The following is a 24,652-nucleotide window of genomic DNA, read 5'->3' as shown; positions in this document are numbered from 1 at the left end:
CATTCGGCGGTGGCCGTTTAGGCCGGAAGATCCGGGCCTTGCGCGCGCAGATCGTCCACCGCCGACATGGCGGTGCGCAGCTTGGCCAGCCACTCCTCGGTGTGCTCGCCGACCAGCTTGACCGACCACGCGAGGGCATCCGAGCGGGAACGAGCCACGCCAGCGTCGACCAAGGTGTCCAGCACCTGCCGTTCCGGCTGCTTTAACCGCGTCATCACCGGTACTGCGATGTGCGTGAACAAGATTCGCTCACCACCGACCTCGACGCCCCAGGACACCTTGCGTCCGTAGCGATTCTGGGCTTCATCGGCGATAGTCATTCGCTCCGGTCGGGTTTCGTCGCGGAATCGCGACACGCGGCCCGAGGCTCGGGCCGCACTTTCTTCCTCGGGGCTCTCGAGTCCAGGCAGCTTGCCAATCACCGTAATTTCTTCACGGTCGACGATGACGGTGGGGTCGCCGTCGAACCAGTCCTCGGGCAGGCGGCCAGCGAACCATTCCGCCGCCCCACTGGCATCTGGTTGCTGAGCTTGCTGCCAGCCGCCGGGGCGACCGTAGCGCCGCCCGTGCATGTGATGGTGCTTCATAATTACATGATTACATACTTTCATCTGTAATGACATCGCGTTCACCGGCAGCGAAACGTGACACCGGTTCCTGGCCGGCGCGAAAACAGCGTCCGGCCTGGCGAGAACCATTGTGATCAGCCATTCGACGTTGTATTTTTGGTATCGAAGCAGGCCCGGTTAGTGACCAATCGAAAGTGCCGGAAGACGGGGTGAAGGCCGGCCGCGCAAGACCCGCAGAAGACGGTGTCAGACGCCCCCCGAGAGTCACGCCGGGTCTGCCCATGTGTACCGGTGTGCCTGCCTACGGTGACGAGCCGGCCAAATCGTCGTCTTGGGCCACGCCGCCGGAGCCGGTGCGAGTGGCCCCTCGCCGGACTCGAAAAAGCCTGACGTCACCCCGGATTCCCCTGAGGCGACGGGGGCCGGCGAAGGACCACTGAAATCCGTCGGCTTCGGGGGCATCACCAAGGGCCTCCCGCACCGAATCCGCGACCAGCACGGCACCCGGGCGCGCCACCCCGGTCACCCGGCTTGCCACGTTGACCGGGCTGCCGAACCAGTCGCCGGCCCGGCTAACCGCCATCCCGGAGGCGACGCCGGCTCGCAGCCGGGGAAAGTTGTTGTCGGTGTCGACGACCTCGACCAGCTTCAGCACGGTGTCCAGCAATGGCGCCGGATCAGGACAGACCAACATGACCGCGTCGCCGATCGTCTTAATGAACCACACCGGCGGAGCGGTCAGGTCACGCGCGAGGCCGGCCAGCCGCCCGGCGAGGTGCCCTAGCTCTTCGGCCGACACCACTTCGCCTAGCTGGGTGAAACCGACCAGGTCGGCGAAGGCAACGGTGACCTGTCGCGCTCCCGGTAGCGGCTTGCCGGCCGCACGCTCTCCGGCGTTGACGGCCTCCGTCTCCATCATGTGCCGCAGCTGCATGAACAGCATGTCCTGGATCATCGGCCCCAGCAGCGGCACGATCTGGCTCACCAGCGCCTGCGACCCCTTCGCGATGTCCAACTCGGTAGCCCCCGGCCGCATAATGGCCTCCAGCGCGGTGTAGCGCATGGCCTCGGCGGCGTGTGACAAGCCCTCGGCGAGCACACGCACGACCAGCACGACTTGGTCGGGATTCAGCCCCAGCTCAACGAACCGCTGTGCGCGTGCGGCCGCCTCACCGTCGGCACGCATGTGCACCACCGCGTCAGGATCATCCACTCTGGCCAGACCGACAGCGCGCTGCACCCGCTGCAGCAGCTCGAGGTCAACGCCATAGTTCTCGCTAATCTCCCTTGCGGATACGTAGGTGCCGTCGTCGCCGACGAGGTGGCGGGTGGCCAGCAGCAACGGCGGGTTGGTCGCCCGAATCTCGTCGGGGGTGACGCCCTGCTCGAGCAACCACTCGACAAGCTTCGCACGCTCGGCGCGCGCGGTACCGCCCAGGTCGCCCAACAGATCGTCGATGTTCGCGTCGTCCGCCTCGCGCACGTGGTCTGTCACCAGTCAACGTTAACGCCGCCGCACATGTCCTGCGGCCGGGCAAAAACGTGAAAAACGAGCGGGCGACTGCAATGTCATGACACCGACGGCCGCCGATGGGCCCAGGGTCTGGCAGATTCGATCTGTGCGGCCAGTGCCAGCAGCGTCGCCTCGTCATACGGCCGGCCGACGAGTTGAACCGACATGGGCAGGCCGTCGCCGTCGAAGTCCCACGGCACCACGGCCGCGGGCTGGCCGGTCAGATTCCAGACTTGAAAGTACGGAACCCGCTGCACCACCAGCAGCAACGTCGAAACTGCACCCCGGCGTTGGTAGGCGCCGATGCGGGACGGGCCGGTCGCGGCGCCTGGCGTCACAACTACGTCGACATCGTCGAAGATCGACTGGATCCGGCTGCTCAGCACCACCTCGGCGGCCCGCAGGGCCGCCATCCGCCGGTCGGAGAAGAACGACCCTAGACGCGCTATGGCTCGGGTACGTGCTTCGAGGCGGTCCGGGTGCGCCTGCGCGTCCGCGTCGTCGCTGATACCGCGGAAAAAGCGGGGCAGGTAGTTGGCATAGGTCGAAGCCGGATAGTCGGGATCGCGGACGACGACGTCGTGGCCCAGATCACGTAGCAACGCACCTGCCTGGTGGACGGCTGCCAGTTCTTGCTTGCCGCACCTAACGGGCAGCGGGGTTGGCACCCTGGTGCTCAAGGCAATTCGCAGCCGGCCGGGTTGGCGTGCGGCCGCGGCCACAAACTCGCCTTCGGGACCAGGCACCGTTGTGGTCGCGTCCAGTAGCAACGCCGCGTCCATTACCGACCGCGCGATCGGGCCATTGACGCTCAGCCCCTGCCAGGCCCCGTCGTGCGGCTCCAAGGAAATCCGATCGCGCTGTGGTTTCAGCCCAAACAGACCGCACCAGGTACACGGGATACGAATCGATCCGCCACCATCGGATCCCAGTGCCACTGGCGCCAGCCCGGCCGCTACCGCCGCAGCGCTGCCGCCGCTGCTGCCGCCAGGGGTTCGATTGAGGCACCACGGATTCCGGGTGGCCCCGAAGGCCAGCGACTCGGTGAAGGGCATGATCATCAACTCAGGCACGTTGGTTTTGCCGATGATGACAGCGCCTGCCGCGCGCAGCCGGCGAACCACCTCTGCGTCGGACGTCGCGGCCGGACCGTGCCCGGCGCTGCCGTATGTCGTCACCTCCCCGGCGATGTCGACATCATCTTTGATGGCGATCGGCACGCCCAGGAGCGGCAGCCGCTCACCGGCGTCGAGGCGTTGCTGGGCGGCCTCGGCCTCCGCACGCGCCCGGTCGAACTGCACCACCCGGTAGGCGCGCAGGTGGCTGTCCAGACGCTCAATTCGTTGCAGGTAGACCTCGAGCAGCATCGGCGCGGTGAGTGCACCGTCAGCCAGCATCCGCGCCTGTGCCGCGGCACCGGCGAAGGCCAGGTCAGTAGGGTCCACGGCGGCAGCGTATCCCGTTCACTTGGGCGGTCTCCGAGAGGTCCAGTACCGTAGCGACATGCCCTGCGTGTTCTGTGCGATCATCGCCGGGGAGGCTCCGGCCATCCGGATCTACGAGGACGGCGGCTATCTCGCGATCCTCGACATCCGCCCGTTCACCCGCGGCCACACGCTGGTGCTGCCCAAGCGACACACCGTTGACCTCACCGACACCCCGCCGGAGGCGTTGGCTGACATGGTCGCCATCGGCCAACGCATCGCGCGGGCGGCCCGCGCCACGAAGTTGGCTGACGCGACACATATCGCCATCAACGACGGCCGTGCCGCTTTTCAGACGGTGTTCCACGTTCACTTGCACGTATTACCGCGGCGCAACGGCGACAAGCTGTCGGTCGCCAAGGCAATGATGCTGCGCCGCGACCCGGACCGGGAAGCCACCGGACGGATCCTGCGGGAGGCGCTGGCGCAACAGGATGCCGCTGCGCAAGACTGACCCCATGGACATTTCCCGATGGCTTGAGCGCCACGTAGGCGTGCAGCTGCTCAGGCTGCACGACGCGATCTACCGGGGCACTAACGGTCGGATCGGACACCGAATCCCCGGCGCGCCACCGAGTTTGCTGCTGCATACCACCGGCGCCAAGACGGGCCAGCCGCGAACCACGTCACTCACCTATGCTCGCGACGGCGACGCGTACCTGATCGTGGCGTCCAAAGGTGGCGATCCCCGCTCGCCGGGTTGGTACCACAACCTCAAGGCCAACCCGGACGTCGAAATCAACGTCGGGCCCAAGCGATTCGGTGTGACAGCGAAACCGGTGCAGCCCCACGACCCGGACTACGCGCGGCTCTGGCAGATCGTCAACGAGAACAACGCCAACCGATACACCAACTACCAGAGCCGGACGTCACGGCCAATCCCGGTCGTCGTATTGACCCGCCGCTAAATCTCGGCGCTTCTGCGCGTCGAGCCGGTAAATTTGCCGGCCCCTACTCGTACTTCGTCTGCAGATCTTCAGGTTCGGTGAAGCGGCCGACGAGCGCCATCCTGGCTGCGCCCGGGTGAAGGCGCTCAGTAGTCCTTGATCGTGATGGAATGCACGATTCGTTCGAACTCCTCCTGCGGTATCGGCGCACCACCGGGGATGTTGTCGCTGACCAACCATTGGTTGCGCTCGACAAAGCCGTGAAATTCGGCGTGGTAATTGGCGAATCCGAGTTGGTAGTCGTCACCGGCCGCCTTGAGTTCGCCGGCCAGGATGTAGGCACCCAGCAGGGCGACGCTGGTCCCCTGCCCCGACAAGGGCGAGCAGCAATAACCAGCGTCGCCAACGAGCGCTACCCTGCCCCGCGACCAGCGATCCATCAGGATCTGCGACATTTCGTCGAAATAGAAATCCGGTGCGCTGCGCATGTAGTGCAGCAGTTGCGCGCGCACCCAGCCGTCCTCGGCCATCCGACGTTGCAGTTCGGCGAACTGAGCTTCGGTGTCGCGGTAGTCGATCCGCAGTTCGGTGTCCATGAAGGCTAGTGCAGCGCGGGCTTCGGTGTTGTTGCGCGCACTGTAAACGCCAGCCATGGTGGAGTCACCGTAATGCCAGGTCTGCCAGTAGTCCAACTCCAGGAAGTTGGGCACGGTAAAAATCGCCGCGTGAGTTCCTAATCGCTTGACAAACTGCTCCTCCGGACCGAAAACCAACCTGCGCACGTTGGAATGCAGTCCGTCGGCACCGATAACGAGGTCGAACTCGCGGGCCGCCGCGCGCTCAAAGGTCACCCGCACCGAGTCGCCGTCGTCCTGCAATGTGGAAATGCTGTCGTCGAACAGGTATTCAACGCTGGGTTGAGTTGCCCCGTAGAGCAATTCGACAAGATCGTCACGTAGCAGCTCGATATCGGGACTGTTGACTGGACCGCCGGTGGGCGTCGATTCGGTGTCCCGGAACAGCTCATTGCCGTCACGATCGACGAAGGAGGCGCCCCGAATCCTCGTCTTGTGTTCCTGGGCGGCTGCCAGTAACCCCATACGTTCCAACACATCCAGCGCCGGACCTCGGACATCAATAGCCTGCCCCCCTGGTCGCAGCCCGGGATGGCGCTCCACCATCGTTACCGAATAGCCGTGCCGCCCAAGCCAGTACGCCGCCGCCGTACCGGCCACACTGGCGCCGGAAACCACAACCGTCTTCACGTCACTCAATCCCGGCCAGCTTCTTGGCCTCACGGAAAATGTCGTCGAGCATCGTAGGAGTCAACCTACCGGTGAACATATTCTGCTGGCTCGGGTGGTAGCAGCCCAGTAGCCGCACACCGGCTCCCAGCTCGGTAACGACGCCGTGGCCGAACCGCGGCTTGGGTGTCCCCGACGCGCCCGCCAGGCGCAACGCGACCTGCCAGGCGAACCCGCCGAGGGCGACGATCGCACGGATGTGATCGGACACCAGCCGCCATTCCGCATTTAGCCAGGGTGAGCATGTCAGCCGCTCGGCCGGTGTCGGCGAGTTGCCCGGGGGCGCACACCGCACCGGTGCGGTGATCCGAATCCGGTTGGCCCGCAGCCCGTCCGCGGCGTCGACGCTGACCGGTGAGTTCACCAGGCCGGCCCTATGCAGTGCTGCATAAAGCTGATCTCCCGACCGATCGCCGGTGAACATTCGTCCGGTCCGGTTGGCCCCGTGCGCGGCGGGCGCCAGCCCGAGGATCAGCAACCGCGGCCGCTTCGACCCCCACCCCGGCACCGGGCGCCCCCAGTAGGGCTGGTCGGCGAAGGCACGGCGCTTGACGACGGCGACCTCCTCACGCCAACTGACCAGCCGGGGACACGCCCGGCACACGCTGATCAGCGCGTTGAGTTCGCAGATCGAGCCAGCGCCCCCGGCCAGCGCTGACACCTGCGCGGCATCGGCAGCCACCGGGGTCTGCGGTGTCGCCGGATCACCTGGCCAGCCGGAACCGGGCTCTACCGGGGACCTGAACGCCCGGCCGGTCTTCGGATGCATGAGCACACGAACATCCTGCATCCGGGCTGCGGCAGCGCAGAAATTCGGTGGCCCCCATACCGGTTTGGCGCTAGATTCAGCCGCGATATTCATGAGAAACAGCAACCGCGGCCCGGCATTCCTGATCCTGTTCGCAACGCTGATGGCGGCCGCGGGTGATGGCGTCTCGATAGTCGCGTTTCCGTGGCTGGTGTTGCAGCGCGAGGGCAGCGCTGGGCAGGCCTCGATCGTGGCCAGTGCGACCATGCTGCCGCTGTTGTTCGCCACGCTGGTCGCCGGCACCGCGGTCGACTACTTCGGGCGTCGCCGGGTGTCGATGGTGGCCGATGCGCTGTCGGGTGCGGCGGTGGCCGGCGTCCCCCTGGTGGCGTGGGGGTACGGCGGCGACGCGGTCAACGTGCTGGTGCTGGCCGTATTGGCCGCCCTGGCGGCCGCCTTCGGCCCGGCAGGCATGACGGCTCGTGACTCGATGCTGCCCGAGGCCGCCGCTCGGGCAGGCTGGTCGTTGGACCGCATCAACGGCGCCTACGAGGCGATCCTCAACCTGGCCTTTATTGTCGGCCCGGCCATCGGTGGCTTGATGATCGCGACGGTTGGCGGCATCACCACAATGTGGATTACCGCGACGGCATTCGGGTTGTCCATCCTCGCGATTGCCGCCCTGCAACTCGAGGGTGCCGGCAAGCCGCACCACACCTCGCGGCCCCAAGGGTTGGTATCCGGGATCGCCGAGGGGCTGCGCTTCGTCTGGAACCTGCGGGTATTGCGCACCCTCGGGATGATTGACCTGACCGTCACCGCGCTGTATCTGCCGATGGAGAGCGTGCTGTTCCCGAAATACTTCACCGACCACCAGCAACCGGTGCAGCTGGGTTGGGCGTTGATGGCGATCGCCGGCGGCGGCCTGGTGGGAGCGCTGGGGTATGCCGTGTTGGTTATACGCGTTCCCCGTCGCGTGACCATGTTGACCGCGGTTCTTACCCTGGGTTTGGCATCGATGGTCATCGCGTTCCTGCCGCCACTGCCGGTCATCATGGTGTTGTGCGCGGTGGTCGGCCTGGTGTACGGACCCATCCAGCCGATCTATAACTACGTGATACAGACGCGGGCAGCACAGCATCTGCGCGGCCGGGTAGTCGGGGTGATGACGTCGCTGGCCTACGCCGCCGGCCCGTTGGGTCTGTTGCTGGCCGGTCCACTGACCGACGCCGCTGGACTGCATGCCACGTTTCTCGCGTTGGCACTGCCCATCGTGTGCACCGGGCTGGTCGCGATCCGGCTGCCCGCGCTGCGCGAACTGGATCTGGCGCCCCAAGCGGACATCGATCGGCCCGTAGGATCGGCTCAGTGAATACCGATGTGCTGGCTGGCCTGATGGCCGAGCTGCCCGAGGGGATGGTGGTCACCGACCCCGCCGTCACCGACGGCTACCGGCAAGACCGGGCCTTTGACCCGTCGGCCGGCAAACCGCTGGCAATCATCCGGCCACGGCGCACCGAAGAGGTGCAGACGGTGCTGCGTTGGGCCAGTGCGAACCAGGTGCCCGTGGTGACCCGAGGAGCCGGTAGCGGCCTTTCGGGCGGGGCGACCGCCCTGGATGGCGGGATCGTGCTGTCCACCGAAAAGATGCGCGACATCACCGTCGACCCGGTCACCCGCACCGCAGTGTGCCAGCCCGGCCTGTACAACGCCGAGGTGAAGGAGGCCGCCGCCGAACACGGCCTGTGGTATCCCCCGGATCCGTCGTCGTTCGAGATCTGCAGCATCGGCGGCAACATCGCCACCAACGCCGGCGGGCTGTGCTGCGTGAAGTACGGCGTCACAGGCGACTACGTACTGGGCATGCAGGTTGTGCTGGCCAACGGCACCGCGGTCCGGCTGGGCGGCCCACGGCTCAAGGACGTCGCCGGGCTTTCCCTGACCAAACTGTTCGTCGGCAGCGAAGGCACGCTGGGCGTCATCACGGAGGTGACGTTGCGACTGCTGCCCGCACAGAATGCATCGAGCATCGTGGTGGCCAGCTTCGGCTCGGTGCAGGCGGCGGTCGATGCGGTGCTCGGGGTTACCGGCCGACTTCGCCCCGCGATGCTGGAGTTCATGGATTCGGTGGCGATCAACGCCGTCGAGGACACCTTGCGGATGGACCTGGACCGCGATGCGGCGGCCATGCTGGTGGCTGGTTCTGATGAACGTGGCCGCGCGGCCACCGAAGACGCCGCCGTGATGGCCGCCGTGTTCGCCGAAAACGGTGCGATAGACGTGTTTTCGACCGACGACCCGGATGAGGGCGAGGCGTTCATTGCGGCCCGGCGGTTCGCCATTCCGGCGGTCGAGAGCAAGGGGGCGTTGCTGCTCGAGGACGTCGGGGTACCGCTGCCCGCACTGGGCGAACTGGTCACCGGGATTGCGCGCATCGCCGAGGAGCGGAATCTGATGATCTCGGTGATCGCCCACGCCGGGGACGGCAATACCCACCCGTTGCTGGTGTACGACCCCGCAGATGCCGCGATGCTAGAGCGCGCCCACCTCGCGTACGGCGAAATCATGGACCTGGCCGTCGGCCTGGGCGGCACGATCACCGGCGAACACGGCGTGGGCCGGTTGAAACGGCCGTGGTTGGCCGGCTATCTCGGGCCCGACGTCCTGGCCCTCAACCAGCGCATCAAGCAAGCGCTGGACCCCCAGGGCATCCTCAATCCCGGCTCGGCGATCTGATCCGTCGCGACGTCCCGCCGAGTGTGAACCGCACGACGCGTCCTCGGCGTGTCGCGTCACCAGATTCACAATCGCCGATTGATATTACCGATGGAATGTCTTAGACATAAGACATGACATCAGTAATGTCTCACGAATTCCAGCTCGCCACCGCCGAAACCTGGCCGAATCCGTGGCCGATGTACCGCGCGTTGCGCGACCACGACCCGGTGCACCACGTCGTCCCGCCGCAGCGTCCCGAGTACGACTACTACGTGCTGTCCCGGCACGCCGACGTCTGGTCGGCAGCGCGGGACCATCAGACGTTCTCGTCGGCGCAAGGCTTGACCGTTAACTACGGCGAGCTGGAAATGATTGGACTGCACGACACCCCGCCCATGGTGATGCAGGATCCGCCGGTCCACACCGAGTTTCGCAAGCTGGTGTCGCGCGGCTTCACGCCACGACAGGTCGAAACCGTCGAGCCCACGGTGCGCAAGTTCGTCGTTGAGCGGCTCGAAAAGCTGCGCGCCAACGGTGGCGGCGACATTGTCACCGAACTATTCAAACCGCTCCCGTCGATGGTGGTGGCGCACTATCTCGGTGTTCCCGAAGAGGATTGGACGCAATTCGACGGGTGGACCCAGGCCATCGTGGCGGCGAACGCGGTTGACGGCGCCACCACCGGCGCACTGGACGCGGTCGGCTCGATGATGGCCTACTTCACCGGGCTGATCGAGCGACGCCGCACCGAGCCCGCCGACGACGCCATCTCCCACCTGGTAGCCGCCGGGGTCGGCGCCGACGGCGACACCGCCGGCACACTGTCCATACTGGCGTTCACGTTCACCATGGTCACCGGCGGCAACGACACCGTCACCGGCATGCTAGGCGGTTCGATGCCGTTGCTGCACCGGCGGCCCGACCAGCGCCGGCTGCTGCTGGATGACCCAGAGGGCATCCCCGACGCGGTCGAGGAGCTGCTGCGGCTCACCTCGCCGGTGCAGGGGCTGGCGCGCACAACCACGCGCGACGTCACGATCGGTGACACCACCATCCCAGCCGGTCGCCGGGTGCTGCTGCTGTACGGCTCGGCCAACCGTGACGAACGCCAATACGGCCCGGACGCAGCCGAACTCGATGTCACTCGGTGCCCGCGCAACATCTTGACCTTCAGCCACGGCGCCCACCACTGCCTGGGTGCGGCCGCGGCCCGGATGCAATGCCGGGTGGCGCTGACCGAACTGCTGGCCCGGTGCCCGGACTTCGAGGTGGCCGAGTCACGCATCGTGTGGTCCGGCGGCAGTTATGTCCGGCGTCCGCTGTCGGTGCCGTTCCGAGTGACATCCTGATGGCGGGTACCGACTGGCTGTCCGCGCGTCGGACCGAGTTAGCCGCAGATCGGATACTCGACGCCGCCGAGCGACTCTTTACGCAGCGTGACCCGGCGTCGATCGGCATGAACGAGATCGCCAAGGCCGCAGGCTGTTCGCGCGCAACACTGTATCGGTACTTCGACAGCCGCGAGGCGCTGCGAACCGCGTACGTGCACCGCGAGACCCGCCGGCTCGGCCGCGAGATCATGGTGAAGATCGCCGATGTCGTCGAACCTGCCGAACGGCTGCTGGTGAGCATCACCACGACGTTGCGGATGGTCCGCGACAACCCCGCGTTGGCCGCGTGGTTTACCACCACCCGCCCACCGATCGGCGGCGAGATGGCCGGACGGTCCGAGGTGATCGCGGCCCTGGCCGCGGCATTCCTCAACTCACTAGGTCCCGACGATCCGACCACCGTCGAACGCCGCGCCCGCTGGGTGGTCCGGATGCTCACATCGCTGCTGATGTTCCCCGGCCGTGACGAAGCCGACGAACGAGCGATGATCGCGGAGTTCGTCGTCCCGATCGTGACACCTGCTTCTGCCGCCGCTAGGAAGGCCGGTCACCCTGGACCCGAGTGAAACGGTGCAACAACCACGCCAATGGGATCGTCAGCACCAGCGTCACGAGACAAAGGTTCACCATCGAACTGGTGTAAACCCGATACCCGAGCACGTCCACCATGGCGATCTCCATGGTCACCAGATGGATCAGGAAGATCTCGTAGGAGATCTCACCAAGAAACACCATCGGCCGGCTGGCCAGCAACTGGGCATACCACCCCTGGTCACCCAAGGCCAGCGGTGCCACCGCCAGCACGGCGATCACGGCATAGAAGGCGGTCTTGACCAGCGCCTCGGCCAGCGCTGTGGGCGACGTCGTGGGCGCGCCCGCGATCGGAGTGGAGACGATGAAGTAGCAGATGACCGCCAACGGTATGGCCGCGAATGCATAACAGCGCACGCCCATCGCCGCCAGCACGGCCAGCATCATGCCGCCGACGAACCAAGCCAGATAGGTGGGTAGCCACAGCCGAGCGCCGTCGGGCATCCAGTGCGTGTTGTGCACCAGGATCAACCATGCCGGGCTGATCATCGTCAGCCCCGCCATGGTGGCCAACAGCAACCTGGGCTGCCATCGCCGCCGGCAGACGAGCACCAACAGTAGGTATGCCAACGCCGGCAGCGCCAGGTAGAAGGCGACCTCCACCGCGAGGCTCCACATTTGGGTCAGACCCTGATGCAGGAACGCACCCAGATAGCCGTCGGTATAGATCTGCGTCAAGGTGAGGTTGCGGAACAGCCCGACCCAGGTGTGCCCGGGGTTGGGCCCCGCCGTGCGGAAGTGATAGACGAGGTAGGCCAACAGAACGGTGACGGTGTAGGCGGGCATGATCCGCCGGACCCGGTGCCACGCATAGCGGCTCAACGACGGCGGGGGGCCGCCGGTAGCGGCGGACTTAACCCATGGCCGGAATAGCAGGAACCCCGACAGCACGAAAAAGATCGGAACGCCGATCTCCATGCGGGACGACATCAGGCCCCAATAGCCGTGGGTGTACTTGCCGGTGGTGTAGGCCGCATGGGTGCCGACGACCAGCAATGCGGCAACCGCGCGGATCCCGGTCAACGACGCCACCCGGTCCACGTGGGAGATCCGCTCGAGTCCGCCCTGGGCGGCTCTTTCCTTGGGCAGGGTCATCCGACGTGGTTCCGCCGTGGTTTGCCGCCATTATGCCGGCGCGCCGCGTCGGGCGGCCGGTATGGCCGAAGGTCGATCAGCACACCCGAGATACGGGTCTGTGCAAGCTTTTTGAACGTCGCGCGGGGCAGCTTCGCCGGCAATTCTACTAGCGAGAAGTCTGGCCCGATACGGATCTGACCGAAGTCGCTGCGGTGCAGCCCACCCTCATTGGCGATGGCGCCGACGATGGCGCCTGGACCGATCTTGTGCCGCTTGCCGACGGCGACGCGGTAGGTGGTCAAGTCCGCTCTACGCTTGGGCCTTTGCGGACGGTCCCGACGCTGGTCGCGGTTGCGCCGCGAAAGCGGCGGGTCGGGTGCCATCAGGAATGCCTCACCGCCGCGGCACTGCACGGCCAGTGCCGCGGCGATGTCAGCCATCGGGACATCGTGCTCGCGTTCATACTCCTCGACCAGTCGGCGGAACAGCTCGATTCCCGGACCGCCCAGCGCATTGGTGATGGAATCGGCGAACTTGGCCACCCGCTGGGTGTTGACATCCTCGACGGTGGGCAATTGCGCCTCGGTAAGCGTTTGCCGCGTAGCCTTTTCGATCGCCTTGAGCAGGTGAAGCTCCCGTGGCGAGACGAATATCAGCGCGGCTCCCGAACGCCCGGCCCGGCCGGTGCGCCCGATCCGGTGTACATAGGACTCGGTGTCGTGCGGGATGTCGTAGTTAAGCACGTGTGATATCCGCTCCACGTCGAGTCCGCGCGCCGCCACATCTGTGGCGACCAGGATATCGATGTCGCCGTCCCGCAGCGCCGTGATGGTCCGCTCCCGCTGCGCCTGCGGGACGTCACCGTTGATGGCAGCCGCGGAAAACCCTCGGGCACGCAGCTTTTCGGCAATCTCCTCGGTCGCCTGCCTGGTGCGGACAAAGACGATCATCGCCTCGAACGGCTCGACTTCGAGCACTCTGGTGAGCGCGTCCATCTTCCGCGCTACTTGAATGTAGCTCTGCGAAATATTCTCGGCCACAGCGGTTTTCGCCTTACAAGTGACTTCGAACGGATCGTGCAGGTACTTGGCGCTGAGTTTGCGGATCGCCGGCGGCATGGTCGCGGAAAACAGGGCGACCTGCTTGTATTCGGGGGTCTCGGACAGAATGCGCTCAACGTCGTCGGCGAAACCCATGGTCAGCATCTCATCGGCCTCATCGAGCACTAGAAAGTCCACCCGCGACAGGTCCAAGGTCGCCCGTTCGAGATGGTCTATCACACGACCGGGGGTGCCAACCACCACCTGCGCGCCGCGGCTCAATCCGGCCAGTTGCACGGCATACGGCGATCCGCCGTAGATCGGCAGCACGTTGAGTTGCGACAGATAGGCACCGTAGCGGCCGAACGCCTCGGCCACCTGCAGAGCCAGCTCCCGGGTGGGCACCAGCACCAGCGCCTGGGGCACCTTGCTGGTGATGTCGATCTTGGACAGCATCGGAATCGCAAATGCCGCCGTCTTGCCGGTGCCGGTCTGCGCCAGCCCCACCACGTCGGAGCCTGCCATCAACGCCGGGATCGTAGCCGCCTGGATAGCCGTCGGTGACTCGTAACCGACGTCGCCGATCGCCCGCAAGACGCGGGGATGAATCTGCAGGTCAGCAAACGTCGCAGCGGACGCCGCAGGCGAATATTCCGGGAAGGCCATCAGGCCGTCAAGTTTAGTGGTGACCCGGCCACGCCTACCGCACCCGCGGGCCCGATGGCGGTACGGTGCCCGGTGTGTGGTCACCACCCTGCCCCACCACGCCGCGTGTTGGCGTGGTCGCTGCATTGGTCGCCGCGACGTTGACCGGTTGCGGTTCGGGGGACTCCACGGTCGCTAAGACGCCGGAGGCCACCCCATCCCTGTCAACTGCTCACCCGGCCCCGCCGAGCAGCGAACCGAGCCCGCCGTCCGCGACGGCTGCCCCACCCAGCAACCACAGCGCCGTGCCGGTCGACCCGTGTGCGGTGAACCTCGCCTCGCCCACAATCGCCAAAGTCGTCTCCGAACTTCCTCGCGATCCGCGCAGTGAGCAGCCCTGGAACCCAGAACCGCTGGCCGGCAACTACAACGAGTGTGCCCAGCTGTCGGCGGTGGTCATCAAGGCCAACACGAACGCCGGCAATCCGACCACCCGCGCGGTGATGTTCCACCTCGGCAAGTACATACCGCAGGGGGTGCCCGACACCTATGGGTTCACCGGCATCGACACCTCGCAGTGCACGGGAGACACGGTGGCATTGACGTATGCCAGCGGCATCGGGTTGAACAACGTTGTCAAGTTCCGCTGGAACGGCGGCGGCGTCGAGCTGATCGGCAACACCACCGGCGGTTAAGCCGACGGGTGCAGCCCAGTTTGCCTGTCCGTTGTCTCACCGAGGAGTTGCTGCTGTGTTCGTCACCGGTAACAGCATCGTCTACAGTGCTTCGGATCTCGCAGCCGCCGCCCGGTGCCAGTACGCACTGCTCCGTGAATTCGACGCGAAACTAGGCCGGGGACCGGCCGTCGCAGTTGACGACGAACTGATGGCGCGAGCCGCCGTTCTCGGTAGCGCGCATGAAGGACGCCGACTCGACCAACTGCGCCACGAGTTCGGCGACGCGGTGGCTATCATTGGCCGGCCGGCCTACACGCCCGCCGGGCTGGCGGCAGCCGCCGACGCGACGCGACGTGCCATCGCCAACCACGCCCCGGTGGTGTATCAGGCCGCCATGTTCGACGGCCGCTTCGTCGGGTTCGCCGACTTCCTGATCCGCGACGGTCACCGGTACCGGGTCGCCGACACCAAGCTCGCCCGCTCGCCAACCGTGACCGCGCTGCTACAGCTGGCGGCCTATGCCGATGCGCTGGTTCACTCGGGCGTTCCGGTGGCTGCCGACGCCGAGCTCGAACTCGGCGACGGCACGATCGTGCGCTACCGCGTCGGCGAGCTCATCCCGGTCTACCGGTCCCAGCGTGCGCTTTTACAGCGATTGCTGGACGGCCACTACACCGCGGGCACCGCGGTGCGCTGGGACGACGAACGCGTGCAGGCATGCTTCCGCTGTCCGCAGTGCACCGAGCGGCTGCGCGCCAGCGACGATCTGCTACTGGTCGGAGGGATGCGAGTCCGCCAGCGCGACAAGCTCCTTGAGGCCGGCATCACCACGATCGCCGAACTGGCAGATCACACCGCGCCGGTTCCCGGCCTGACCACGAACGCGCTGGGCAAGCTGACCGCACAGGCCAAACTGCAAATCCGCCAACGCGATACGGGAGCACCACAGTTCGAGATCGTCGACCCGCGGCCGCTGACACTGCTGCCGGAGCCAAACCCCGGCGACCTGTTCTTCGACTTCGAGGGTGACCCGCTGTGGACCGCCGACGGCAAACAGTGGGGCCTAGAATACCTGTTCGGGGTGCTGGAAGCCGGACGGGCGGGAGTATTCCGACCATTGTGGGCGCATGACTGGACAGCCGAACGCCAGGCGCTGACCGATTTCCTGGCGATAGTCGCCAGACGGCGCCGGCGCCACCCCAACATGCACATCTACCACTACGCGCCCTACGAGAAGACCGCGCTGCTGCGGCTGGTCGGACGCTACGGCATCGGCGAGGACGACGTCGACGACTTGCTGCGCAACGGAGTCCTGGTGGACTTATACCCGTTGGTACGCAAGAGCATTCGAGTGGGCACCGACTCGTTCAGCTTGAAGGCGCTGGAGCCGCTGTACCTCGGGACGCAGCCACGCTCCGGCGACGTCACCACCGCCGCCGACTCGATCAACTCCTATGCCCGGTACTGCGAACTGCGCGCGGCCGGCCGCATCGATGAGGCGGCAACCGTGCTCAAAGAGATCGAAGGCTACAACCACTACGACTGCCGGTCCACCCGCGCGCTGCGTGACTGGCTGCTCATGCGCGCCTGGGAAGCCGGCGTCACACCCATTGGCGCTCAACCAGTTCCGGACGCCGACCCTATCGACGACGGTGACTCGCTGGCGTCGGTACTGTCCAAGTTCACCGGCGATGCCGCCGCCGGCGAGCGCACGCCGGAACAGACAGCGGTCGCCTTGCTGGCCGCTGCCCGCGGCTATCATCGCCGCGAGGACAAGCCGTTCTGGTGGGCGCACTTCGACCGGCTCAACTACCCCGTCGACGAATGGTCGGACAGCACGGACGTCTTCCTTGCCAGCGAGGCTTCGGTCACCGTCGACTGGCATATGCCGCCTCGCGCGCGCAAGCCGCAGCGGCGGGTCCGGCTTACCGGTGAACTGGCACGTGGGGACCTCAACGGGAATGTGTTTGCCCTCTACGAACCCCCGGCGCCGCCGGGCATGACCGACAATCCTGATCGCCGAGCCGCGGGCCCCGCCGCAGTGGTTGAGACCGACGACCCCACTGTGCCCACCGAGGTGGTCATCGTCGAACGAACCGGCAGTGACGGCAACACATTTCAGCAGCTCCCGTTCGCGCTCGCTCCCGGGCCGCCGGTGCCGACGACGGCCCTGCGGGAATCGATCGAATCGACGGCCGCTGCCGTGGCTTCCGGATTGCCGCAACTGCCCAGCACCGCGCTAATGGACGTGCTGCTGCGTCGCCCTCCTCGCACGCGCAGCGGCGCCGCATTGCCCCGCAGCAGTGACCCAGTCACCGATATCGCCGCGGCGGCGCTGGACTTGGACTCGTCATACCTGGCGGTGCACGGCCCTCCGGGGACCGGCAAGACGTACACCGCGGCCCGGGTGATCGCGGAGTTGGTCACCGAGCATGCCTGGCGTATTGGCGTTGTCGCCCAGTCGCACGCCACGGTGGAGAACCTGTTGGAAGGTGTGATCAGCGCTGGCCTGGACCCGGGGCAGGTCGCCAAAAAGCCGCACGACCACACCGCTGGGCGCTGGCAGTCGATCGACGGGAGCCAGTACACCGAATTCATCCGCGACACCGCCGGATGCGTGATCGGCGGCACGGCGTGGGACTTCGCCAACGGCAATCGGGTGCCGAAAGCCAGCCTGGATCTGCTGGTGATCGACGAGGCTGGCCAGTTCTGCCTGGCCAATACCATCGCCGTGGCGCCCGCGGCCACAAACCTGTTGCTGCTTGGCGATCCACAGCAACTGCCTCAGGTAAGTCAGGGCACACATCCCGAACCCGTCGACACCTCCGCATTGTCGTGGCTGGTAGATGGGCAACACACGCTGCCCGACGAACGCGGCTACTTCTTAGACCGCTCGTACCGGATGCACCCGGCGGTGTGCGCGGCCGTGTCGGCGTTGTCCTACGAGGGCAGGCTGTGCTCCCACACCGAGCGCACCGCCGTGCGCCGCCTCGACGGGTATCCCCCGGGGGTGCATACGCGTGGCGTGCACCACAAGGGCAATTCGATCGAAAGCCCCGAAGAGGCCGAGGCGATCCTCGCCGAGCTGCGGCAGCTGCTCGGCTCGCCGTGGACCGACGAGCACGGCACCCGGCCACTGGCCGCTTCCGATGTGCTTGTGCTCGCGCCGTACAACGCCCAGGTGGCGCTGGTCCGTCGGCGGTTGGCGTCTGCCGGACTTGGCGGGGCTGACGGAGTACGGGTAGGCACCGTCGACAAATTCCAGGGCGGGCAGGCACCGGTGGTCTTCATCTCGATGACGGCCTCGTCCGCCGACGATGTTCCACGCGGAATCTCGTTCCTGCTCAACCGGAATCGGCTCAACGTCGCGGTCAGTCGGGCACAGTATGCCGCGGTTATAGTGCGCTCGGAGCTGTTGACTCAGTATCTGCCTGCCACGCCCGACGGCCTGGTGGACCTGGGGGCATTCCTCGGGCTGACGTCGACCAGCTGACCGCCAGCGGACCCCCAGCACCGCTGCGTGACGCTGCGGCCGCTGCCGGGCGCGACGCCCGCAGCGGCTGGGTGTCGCAATCCTCTTCCGGTTCCCGACGAAGGATGTACTCGACATAGTCGTCGTCGTCAGCGTCGCCATCGGATTCGGGCAACGGCTCTTTGGCAACCGCAGCACCGGTGAAGTCAACCAGGAACAACGCGGCAACGATCCCGAATAGGGCGACGAAGGCGGGCAACAGCATCGATTGCGACATCGCGGCCGCGAAGGGTTCGCGCACGAACTCGGGCAGCTGCAACACGGTAGCGTCCTGCCCGGCGGGACCGGTAAGGGCGTCCACACCACCGGGCATCTCGGCGGCGATGCGCGACGTCATGAACGCGGCCATGCTCGCGCTCCCCAGCACAGCCCCCAGCTGCCGGACGGCGTTGAACACACCTGAGCTCGCACCGGCCAGGTGCGGCCGTAGATTGCGGGTCGCGGTGACGGTCAGCGGCGACCACACGAACGCCCCAGCAACGCCTAACGCGATGAACGGCAACACCAGCCGCCAGATGGGCGTGCCCGGAGCCATCTCGCATAAGAGCCATGTCATTGCGATCGCCAGCACCGAGAAGCCGAAACCCAGTACGCACAACGGATGGGACCTGTCAATGATCATGCCGACGAACGGGGCCAGCACGCCACCGACGATCGCCGTCGGCGCGAACAGCACGGCCGTGTGGGTCGGCGACAACCCACACACCGCCTGCGCATAAAACGTCACCGGCAGCATCATCCCCGTCCCCGCGAAGGCGATGATCGCTATCCCGAGGTTGGACAAGCTGAAGTTCCGGTCGTTGAAGACCTCCAGTGGGATCAGCGGCTCGCGGGCGTTCCGCGCCTGCCAGTAAACGAACAGCGACACAAACCCGATACCGCCGACGATCACCGCCCAAATCCAAGGCTGCCAATTGGCGGACTGGCCCTGCTGTAGTCCGAAGACAATCAGAAACATTCCCGCACCAGACAATCCGACGCCGAACCAATCGAACCGATGCGGGTGGTGGGGTAGTGCCGGAATCAGATAGGCCGCCAGGATCAGGCCGATGACGCCGACGGGAACGTTGACGAAGAAAATCCACTCCCACCCCATGCTGTCGACCAGCGCGCCGCCGGCCAACGGTCCCACCAGGCTGGCGACACTGGCGACGGTGCCCCATGCGCCCAGCGCGACACCGCGGCGATGAGCCGGGAAGATCCACGTTATCGTCGACAGCGTCTGCGGGGTAAGCAATCCGGCGCCGACACCTTGCACCACTCGAGCGGCAATCAGCATGCCGGCACCGCTCGACAGACCGCACCCCAGCGACGCAACGGTGAATACCCCCAGGCCAATCAGGTAGAGATTCTTCGGGCCGAACCGGTCGCCAAGCCGGCCGGCCACCAGCATTGGCACCGCGTAGGCCAGCAGATAGGCGCTGGTCACCCAAACCACGGTGGCGTAACCGATGCGTAGCTGGGCCATGATGGTCGGATTCGCGATGGCTACGACGGTGGAGTCGAGCATGATCATGAAGAAGCCAACCATCATCGCCCACAGCGCAGGCCAGGGGTTTCGGAAGTAGCTGCTCCCGGCCGCCCGGCGTATCGCCGTAGTCATACACGCACCTCGTTTGGCTTGCTAGCGGTGGCATTGGGTCACGGGCGTCACGGCATGCACCAGGGCAACCCGTATCGTCACCAATGTCCACGCCGCATTATTCCGCTTCGAGCGGTGAACCGCGCCGCTACCGAAACACATGCTCGGATCGTTGAACCGGCATTAGCCTGAGGGGACGCCATTCGCAGGAGAGAAGATGAGCGCTCGACGAATCAGGTCTTGGAAAAGGTTCGACAATCGATCCGCAAATGCAGCTGAGCCGGACCCGCAGCTGGCCGGGACCGGCGGGCGGCCCAAAGTGTCCACGCGGGCATTGGCGCAGGTCATCGAACGGAGTTCGCGGATACAGGGCCCGGCAGCACAGGCGTATGTGGCCCGCCTGCGTCGCGCCCACCCGGGGGCCAGCCCCGCCAAGATCGTCGCCAAGCTCGAGAAACGCTTCTTGTCGGTGGTGACGGCCAGTGGAGCGGCGGTAGGTGCGGCCGCGACCTTACCGGGGATCGGCACCCTGGCCGCATGGTTCGCCGCGGCCGGAGAGGTTGTCGTGTTCCTCGAGGCCACCGCGCTGTTCGTGCTGGCGCTGGCCTCGGTACACGCCATTCCCCTCGACCACCGAGAACGGCGCCGTGCCCTGGTCTTGGCGGTGCTGGTCGGCGACAACACTACTGCGGTGGCCGATCTGCTCGGTCCGGGCCGAACCAGCGGCGACTGGGTGTCGGAGACCATGGCCTCGCTGCCGCTGCCGGCGATATCGGCGTTGAATTCGCGAATGCTCAAATACGTCGTCAAACGATTCGCGCTGAAACGCGGCGCGCTCATGTTTGGCAAGCTGGTGCCGATGGGTATCGGCGCGATCATCGGCGCCATCGGCAATCGGCTGGTCGGCAAGAAGCTCGTCCGTAATGCGCGATCGGCATTCGGCACCCCGCCGGCGCGCTGGCCGGTCACCCTGCACGTGCTACCGACCGTTCGGGATGCCAGCTAGCGCGCGTTGCCCGGTCTCTCTGGCGAATCGCTGGCAAAGCGTTAGCCTTTATGGGGCAGACCGTTCACCGACTGCCAGCAGGCGCCGCGCAATGCGCTTGCAGGACTTCAACTAGCAGAAGAATCGAGGCGAACAGCGGCCGTGGCCAACATAAGTTCACCATTCGGGCAAAACGAATGGCTGGTCGAAGAGATGTACCGCAAGTTCCGCGACGACCCCTCCTCGGTCGATCCCAGCTGGCACGAGTTCCTGGTTGACTACAGCCCCGAACCCACCTCCCAACCAGCTGCCGAACCAACCCGGGTTACCTCGCCACTCGTTGCCGAGCGGGCCGCTGCGGCCGCCCCGCAGGCACCCCCCAAGCCGGCCGACACCGCGGCCGCGGGCAACGGCGTGGTCGCCGCACTGGCCGCCAAAACTGCCGTTCCCCCGCCAGCCGAAGGTGACGAGGTAGCGGTGCTGCGCGGCGCCGCCGCGGCCGTCGTCAAGAACATGTCCGCGTCGTTGGAGGTGCCGACGGCGACCAGCGTCCGGGCGGTCCCGGCCAAGCTACTGATCGACAACCGGATCGTCATCAACAACCAGTTGAAGCGGACCCGCGGCGGCAAGATCTCGTTCACGCATTTGCTGGGCTACGCCCTGGTGCAGGCGGTGAAGAAATTCCCGAACATGAACCGGCACTACACCGAAGTCGACGGCAAGCCCACCGCGGTCACGCCGGCGCACACCAATCTCGGCCTGGCGATCGACCTGCAAGGCAAGGACGGGAAGCGTTCCCTGGTGGTGGCCGGCATCAAGCGGTGCGAGACCATGCGATTCGCGCAGTTCGTCACGGCCTACGAAGACATCGTACGCCGGGCCCGCGACGGCAAGCTGACCACTGAAGACTTTGCCGGCGTGACGATTTCGCTGACCAATCCCGGAACCATCGGCACCGTGCATTCGGTGCCGCGGCTGATGCCCGGCCAGGGCGCCATCATCGGCGTGGGCGCCATGGAATACCCCGCCGAGTTTCAAGGCGCCAGCGAGGAACGCATCGCCGAGCTGGGCATCGGCAAATTGATCACTTTGACCTCCACCTACGACCACCGCATCATCCAGGGCGCGGAATCGGGCGACTTCCTGCGCACCATCCACGAGTTGCTGCTCTCGGATGGCTTCTGGGACGAGGTCTTCCGCGAACTGAGCATCCCATATCTGCCGGTGCGCTGGAGCACCGACAACCCCGACTCGATCGTCGACAAGAACGCTCGCGTCATGAACTTGATCGCGGCCTACCGCAACCGCGGCCATCTGATGGCCGATACCGACCCGCTGCGGTTGGACAAAGCTCGGTTCCGCAGTCACCCCGACCTCGAAGTGCTGACCCACGGCCTGACGCTGTGGGATCTCGATCGGGTGTTCAAGGTCGACGGCTTTGCCGGTGCGCAGTACAAGAAACTGCGCGACGTGCTGGGCTTGCTGCGCGATGCCTACTGCCGCCACATCGGCGTGGAGTACGCCCATATCCTCGACCCCGAACAAAAGGAGTGGCTCGAACAACGGGTCGAGACCAAGCACGTCAAACCCACTGTGGCCCAACAGAAATACATCCTCAGCAAGCTCAACGCCGCCGAGGCCTTTGAAACGTTCCTACAGACCAAGTACGTCGGCCAGAAGCGGTTCTCGCTGGAAGGCGCCGAAAGCGTGATCCCGATGATGGACGCGGCGATCGACCAGTGCGCTGAGCACGGCCTCGACGAGGTGGTCATCGGGATGCCGCACCGGGGCCGGCTCAACGTGCTGGCCAACATCGTCGGCAAGCCGTACTCGCAGATCTTCACCGAGTTCGAGGGCAACCTGAATCCGTCGCAGGCGCACGGCTCCGGTGACGTCAAGTACCACCTGGGCGCCACCGGGCTGTACCTGCAGATGTTCGGCGACAACGACATTCAGGTGTCGCTGACCGCCAACCCGTCGCATCTGGAGGCCGTCGACCCGGTGCTGGAGGGATTGGTGCGGGCCAAGCAGGATCTGCTCGACCACGGAAGCATCGACAGCGACGGCCAACGGGCGTTCTCGGTGGTGCCGCTGATGTTGCATGGCGATGCCGCGTTCGCCGGTCAGGGTGTGGTCGCCGAGACGCTGAACCTGGCGAATCTGCCGGGCTACCGCGTCGGCGGCACCATCCACATCATCGTCAACAACCAGATCGGCTTCACCACCGCGCCCGAGTATTCCAGGTCCAGCGAGTACTGCACCGACGTCGCAAAGATGATCGGGGCACCGATCTTTCACGTCAACGGCGACGACCCGGAGGCGTGTGTCTGGGTGGCGCGGTTGGCGGTGGACTTCCGACAACGGTTCAAGAAGGACGTCGTCATCGACATGCTGTGCTACCGCCGCCGCGGGCACAACGAGGGTGACGACCCGTCGATGACCAACCCCTACATGTACGACGTCGTCGACACCAAGCGCGGGGCCCGCAAAAGCTACACCGAAGCCCTGATCGGACGTGGCGACATCTCGATGAAGGAGGCCGAGGACGCGCTGCGCGACTACCAGGGCCAGCTGGAACGGGTGTTCAACGAAGTGCGCGAGCTGGAGAAGCACGGTGTGCAGCCGAGCGAGTCGGTCGAGTCCGACCAGATGATTCCCGCGGGGCTGGCCACTGCGGTGGACAAGTCGCTGCTGGCCCGGATCGGCGATGCGTTCCTCGCCTTGCCGAACGGCTTCACCGCGCACCCGCGAGTCCAACCGGTGCTGGAGAAGCGCCGGGAGATGGCCTATGAAGGCAAGATCGACTGGGCCTTTGGCGAGCTGCTGGCGCTGGGCTCGCTGGTGGCCGAAGGCAAGCTGGTGCGCTTGTCGGGGCAGGACAGCCGCCGCGGCACCTTCTCCCAGCGGCATTCGGTTCTCATCGACCGCCACACTGGCGAGGAGTTCACACCACTGCAGCTGCTGGCGACCAACTCCGACGGCAGCCCGACCGGCGGAAAGTTCCTGGTCTACGACTCGCCACTGTCGGAGTACGCCGCCGTCGGCTTCGAGTACGGCTACACTGTGGGCAATCCGGACGCCGTGGTGCTCTGGGAGGCGCAGTTCGGCGACTTCGTCAACGGCGCGCAGTCGATCATCGACGAGTTCATCAGCTCCGGTGAGGCCAAGTGGGGCCAATTGTCCAACGTCGTGCTGCTGTTACCGCACGGGCACGAGGGGCAGGGACCCGACCACACTTCTGCCCGGATCGAACGCTTCTTGCAGTTGTGGGCGGAAGGTTCGATGACCATCGCGATGCCGTCGACTCCGTCGAACTACTTCCACCTGCTACGCCGGCATGCCCTGGACGGCATCCAACGCCCGCTGATCGTGTTCACGCCCAAGTCGATGTTGCGTCACAAGGCCGCCGTCAGCGAAATCAAGGACTTCACCGAGATCAAGTTCCGCTCAGTGCTGGAGGAACCCACCTATGAGGACGGCATCGGAGACCGCAACAAGGTCAGCCGGATCCTGCTGACCAGTGGCAAGCTGTATTACGAGCTGGCCGCCCGCAAGGCCAAGGACAACCGCAATGACCTCGCGATCGTGCGGCTTGAACAGCTCGCCCCGCTGCCCAGGCGTCGACTGCGTGAAACGCTGGACCGCTACGAGAACGTCAAGGAGTTCTTCTGGGTCCAAGAGGAACCGGCCAACCAGGGTGCGTGGCCGCGATTCGGGCTCGAACTACCCGAGCTGCTGCCTGACAAGTTGGCCGGGATCAAGCGAATCTCGCGCCGGGCGATGTCAGCCCCGTCGTCAGGCTCGTCGAAGGTGCACGCCGTCGAACAGCAGGAGATCCTCGACGAGGCGTTCGGCTGAGTTCGCTCAGCCGAACGCTCGAGGAGACATCAAACAGCGACGAGGCGTTCG

General features: G+C 65.8%; 18 protein-coding genes. 10 read left to right on the top strand and 8 right to left on the bottom strand.

The genetic code is table 11. The features are described 5' to 3' along the window. Positions 1 to 17: 17 nt before the first annotated feature. From abmR to MCAN_RS06710, 3 genes are all read right to left on the bottom strand, one after another. Positions 18 to 698 (bottom strand): transcriptional regulator AbmR, encoded by a 681-nt coding sequence (abmR, locus tag MCAN_RS06720; protein ID WP_014000688.1) that lies wholly within the window; start codon positions 696 to 698, stop codon positions 18 to 20. A gap of 172 nt (positions 699 to 870) precedes the next feature. Beyond that, positions 871 to 2,064 (bottom strand): adenylate cyclase, encoded by a 1,194-nt coding sequence (locus MCAN_RS06715; RefSeq protein WP_014000687.1) that lies wholly within the window; start codon positions 2,062 to 2,064, stop codon positions 871 to 873. Between the two features lie 74 nt (positions 2,065 to 2,138). Continuing rightward, complete coding sequence (locus tag MCAN_RS06710; protein WP_003406369.1) at positions 2,139 to 3,527, bottom strand: amidase; 1,389 nt, start codon at positions 3,525 to 3,527, stop codon at positions 2,139 to 2,141. A gap of 58 nt (positions 3,528 to 3,585) precedes the next feature. Here MCAN_RS06710 and MCAN_RS06705 point away from each other — a divergent pair, with 58 nt between their 5' ends. Beyond that, positions 3,586 to 4,020: an HIT family protein gene (locus tag MCAN_RS06705; protein ID WP_014000686.1), complete on the top strand. Its 435-nt coding sequence runs from the start codon at positions 3,586 to 3,588 to the stop codon at positions 4,018 to 4,020. A 4-nt stretch (positions 4,021 to 4,024) separates the two neighbouring features. Then, a complete protein-coding gene (locus tag MCAN_RS06700; RefSeq protein WP_014000685.1) occupies positions 4,025 to 4,474 on the top strand; it encodes a F420H(2)-dependent quinone reductase in 450 nt (149 codons plus the stop codon). 125 nt (positions 4,475 to 4,599) lie between these two features. Here the strand turns inward: MCAN_RS06700 and MCAN_RS06695 are convergent, their stop codons facing one another. Continuing rightward, positions 4,600 to 5,718: an FAD-binding protein gene (locus MCAN_RS06695; protein ID WP_003406361.1), complete on the bottom strand. Its 1,119-nt coding sequence runs from the start codon at positions 5,716 to 5,718 to the stop codon at positions 4,600 to 4,602. A 1-nt stretch (position 5,719) separates the two neighbouring features. After that, positions 5,720 to 6,547 (bottom strand): uracil-DNA glycosylase, encoded by an 828-nt coding sequence (locus MCAN_RS06690; RefSeq protein ID WP_003911466.1) that lies wholly within the window; start codon positions 6,545 to 6,547, stop codon positions 5,720 to 5,722. Between the two features lie 70 nt (positions 6,548 to 6,617). On the opposite strand from MCAN_RS06690, the gene MCAN_RS06685 reads away from it, so the two are divergent. The 4 genes from MCAN_RS06685 (at position 6,618) to MCAN_RS06670 (ending at position 11,180) form a co-directional block, all read left to right on the top strand. Continuing rightward, on the top strand, positions 6,618 to 7,877 hold the full coding sequence (locus MCAN_RS06685; protein ID WP_014000684.1) for an MFS transporter: 1,260 nt from the start codon (positions 6,618 to 6,620) through the stop codon (positions 7,875 to 7,877). Further along, positions 7,874 to 9,241, top strand: coding sequence for an FAD-binding oxidoreductase (locus tag MCAN_RS06680; RefSeq protein WP_003406358.1), 1,368 nt, complete (start codon positions 7,874 to 7,876; stop codon positions 9,239 to 9,241). The genes MCAN_RS06685 and MCAN_RS06680 overlap by 4 nt, the downstream gene beginning before the upstream one ends. A 113-nt stretch (positions 9,242 to 9,354) precedes the next feature. Further along, entirely contained in the window at positions 9,355 to 10,572 is a 1,218-nt protein-coding gene (gene cyp130, locus MCAN_RS06675) for a cytochrome P450 Cyp130 (RefSeq protein WP_003406352.1), read from the top strand. After that, on the top strand, positions 10,572 to 11,180 hold the full coding sequence (locus MCAN_RS06670; protein ID WP_003406350.1) for a TetR/AcrR family transcriptional regulator: 609 nt from the start codon (positions 10,572 to 10,574) through the stop codon (positions 11,178 to 11,180). The genes cyp130 and MCAN_RS06670 overlap by 1 nt, the downstream gene beginning before the upstream one ends. Here MCAN_RS06670 and MCAN_RS06665 read toward each other — a convergent pair. Together MCAN_RS06665 and MCAN_RS06660 are read right to left on the bottom strand one after the other, a co-directional pair. Then, positions 11,149 to 12,300, bottom strand: a complete 1,152-nt coding sequence (locus MCAN_RS06665; protein ID WP_014000683.1) for an acyltransferase family protein — start codon at positions 12,298 to 12,300, stop codon at positions 11,149 to 11,151. The two genes, MCAN_RS06670 and MCAN_RS06665, sit on opposite strands and share 32 nt — an antisense overlap. Next, a complete protein-coding gene (locus MCAN_RS06660; protein WP_014000682.1) occupies positions 12,297 to 13,988 on the bottom strand; it encodes a DEAD/DEAH box helicase in 1,692 nt (563 codons plus the stop codon). The genes MCAN_RS06665 and MCAN_RS06660 overlap by 4 nt, the downstream gene beginning before the upstream one ends. A gap of 65 nt (positions 13,989 to 14,053) precedes the next feature. Between MCAN_RS06660 and MCAN_RS06655 the strand changes: the two genes are divergently transcribed. Both MCAN_RS06655 and MCAN_RS06650 read left to right on the top strand, forming a co-directional pair. Further along, complete coding sequence (locus tag MCAN_RS06655; RefSeq protein WP_014000681.1) at positions 14,054 to 14,662, top strand: LppP/LprE family lipoprotein; 609 nt, start codon at positions 14,054 to 14,056, stop codon at positions 14,660 to 14,662. Positions 14,663 to 14,717: 55 nt separating this feature from the next. Beyond that, the gene (locus MCAN_RS06650) at positions 14,718 to 18,137 is read left to right on the top strand and encodes a TM0106 family RecB-like putative nuclease (RefSeq protein WP_014000680.1); all 3,420 of its coding nucleotides are present in this window, start codon (positions 14,718 to 14,720) and stop codon (positions 18,135 to 18,137) included. Here the strand turns inward: MCAN_RS06650 and MCAN_RS06645 are convergent. After that, complete coding sequence (locus MCAN_RS06645) at positions 18,040 to 19,779, bottom strand: MFS transporter (RefSeq protein WP_014000679.1); 1,740 nt, start codon at positions 19,777 to 19,779, stop codon at positions 18,040 to 18,042. The genes MCAN_RS06650 and MCAN_RS06645 overlap by 98 nt on opposite strands. 196 nt (positions 19,780 to 19,975) lie before the next feature. Here MCAN_RS06645 and MCAN_RS06640 point away from each other — a divergent pair, with 196 nt between their 5' ends. Both MCAN_RS06640 and MCAN_RS06635 read left to right on the top strand, forming a co-directional pair. After that, positions 19,976 to 20,764, top strand: a complete 789-nt coding sequence (locus tag MCAN_RS06640; protein ID WP_014000678.1) for a hypothetical protein — start codon at positions 19,976 to 19,978, stop codon at positions 20,762 to 20,764. 141 nt (positions 20,765 to 20,905) lie between these two features. After that, entirely contained in the window at positions 20,906 to 24,601 is a 3,696-nt protein-coding gene (locus MCAN_RS06635) for a multifunctional oxoglutarate decarboxylase/oxoglutarate dehydrogenase thiamine pyrophosphate-binding subunit/dihydrolipoyllysine-residue succinyltransferase subunit (RefSeq protein WP_003406323.1), read from the top strand. Positions 24,602 to 24,652 lie beyond the last annotated feature (51 nt).

The organism is Mycobacterium canetti CIPT 140010059 (assembly GCF_000253375.1).
Taxonomy (GTDB): domain Bacteria; phylum Actinomycetota; class Actinomycetes; order Mycobacteriales; family Mycobacteriaceae; genus Mycobacterium; species Mycobacterium tuberculosis.
The sequence above is the reverse complement of the archived record's forward strand: the minus strand, read 5'-3'. Positions and strand labels throughout refer to the sequence as shown.

Coding starts and splice junctions, on each gene's coding strand:
- cyp130 (WP_003406352.1), top strand. CDS start 9,355: ATGACATCAGTAATGTCTCACGAATTCCAGCTCGCCACCGCCGAAACC.
- MCAN_RS06690 (WP_003911466.1), bottom strand. CDS start 6,547: ATGCAGGATGTTCGTGTGCTCATGCATCCGAAGACCGGCCGGGCGTTC.
- MCAN_RS06660 (WP_014000682.1), bottom strand. CDS start 13,988: ATGGCCTTCCCGGAATATTCGCCTGCGGCGTCCGCTGCGACGTTTGCT.
- MCAN_RS06705 (WP_014000686.1), top strand. CDS start 3,586: ATGCCCTGCGTGTTCTGTGCGATCATCGCCGGGGAGGCTCCGGCCATC.
- MCAN_RS06685 (WP_014000684.1), top strand. CDS start 6,618: ATGAGAAACAGCAACCGCGGCCCGGCATTCCTGATCCTGTTCGCAACG.
- MCAN_RS06665 (WP_014000683.1), bottom strand. CDS start 12,300: ATGACCCTGCCCAAGGAAAGAGCCGCCCAGGGCGGACTCGAGCGGATC.
- MCAN_RS06640 (WP_014000678.1), top strand. CDS start 19,976: ATGAGCGCTCGACGAATCAGGTCTTGGAAAAGGTTCGACAATCGATCC.
- MCAN_RS06645 (WP_014000679.1), bottom strand. CDS start 19,779: ATGACTACGGCGATACGCCGGGCGGCCGGGAGCAGCTACTTCCGAAAC.
- abmR (WP_014000688.1), bottom strand. CDS start 698: ATGGTTCTCGCCAGGCCGGACGCTGTTTTCGCGCCGGCCAGGAACCGG.
- MCAN_RS06670 (WP_003406350.1), top strand. CDS start 10,572: ATGGCGGGTACCGACTGGCTGTCCGCGCGTCGGACCGAGTTAGCCGCA.
- MCAN_RS06700 (WP_014000685.1), top strand. CDS start 4,025: ATGGACATTTCCCGATGGCTTGAGCGCCACGTAGGCGTGCAGCTGCTC.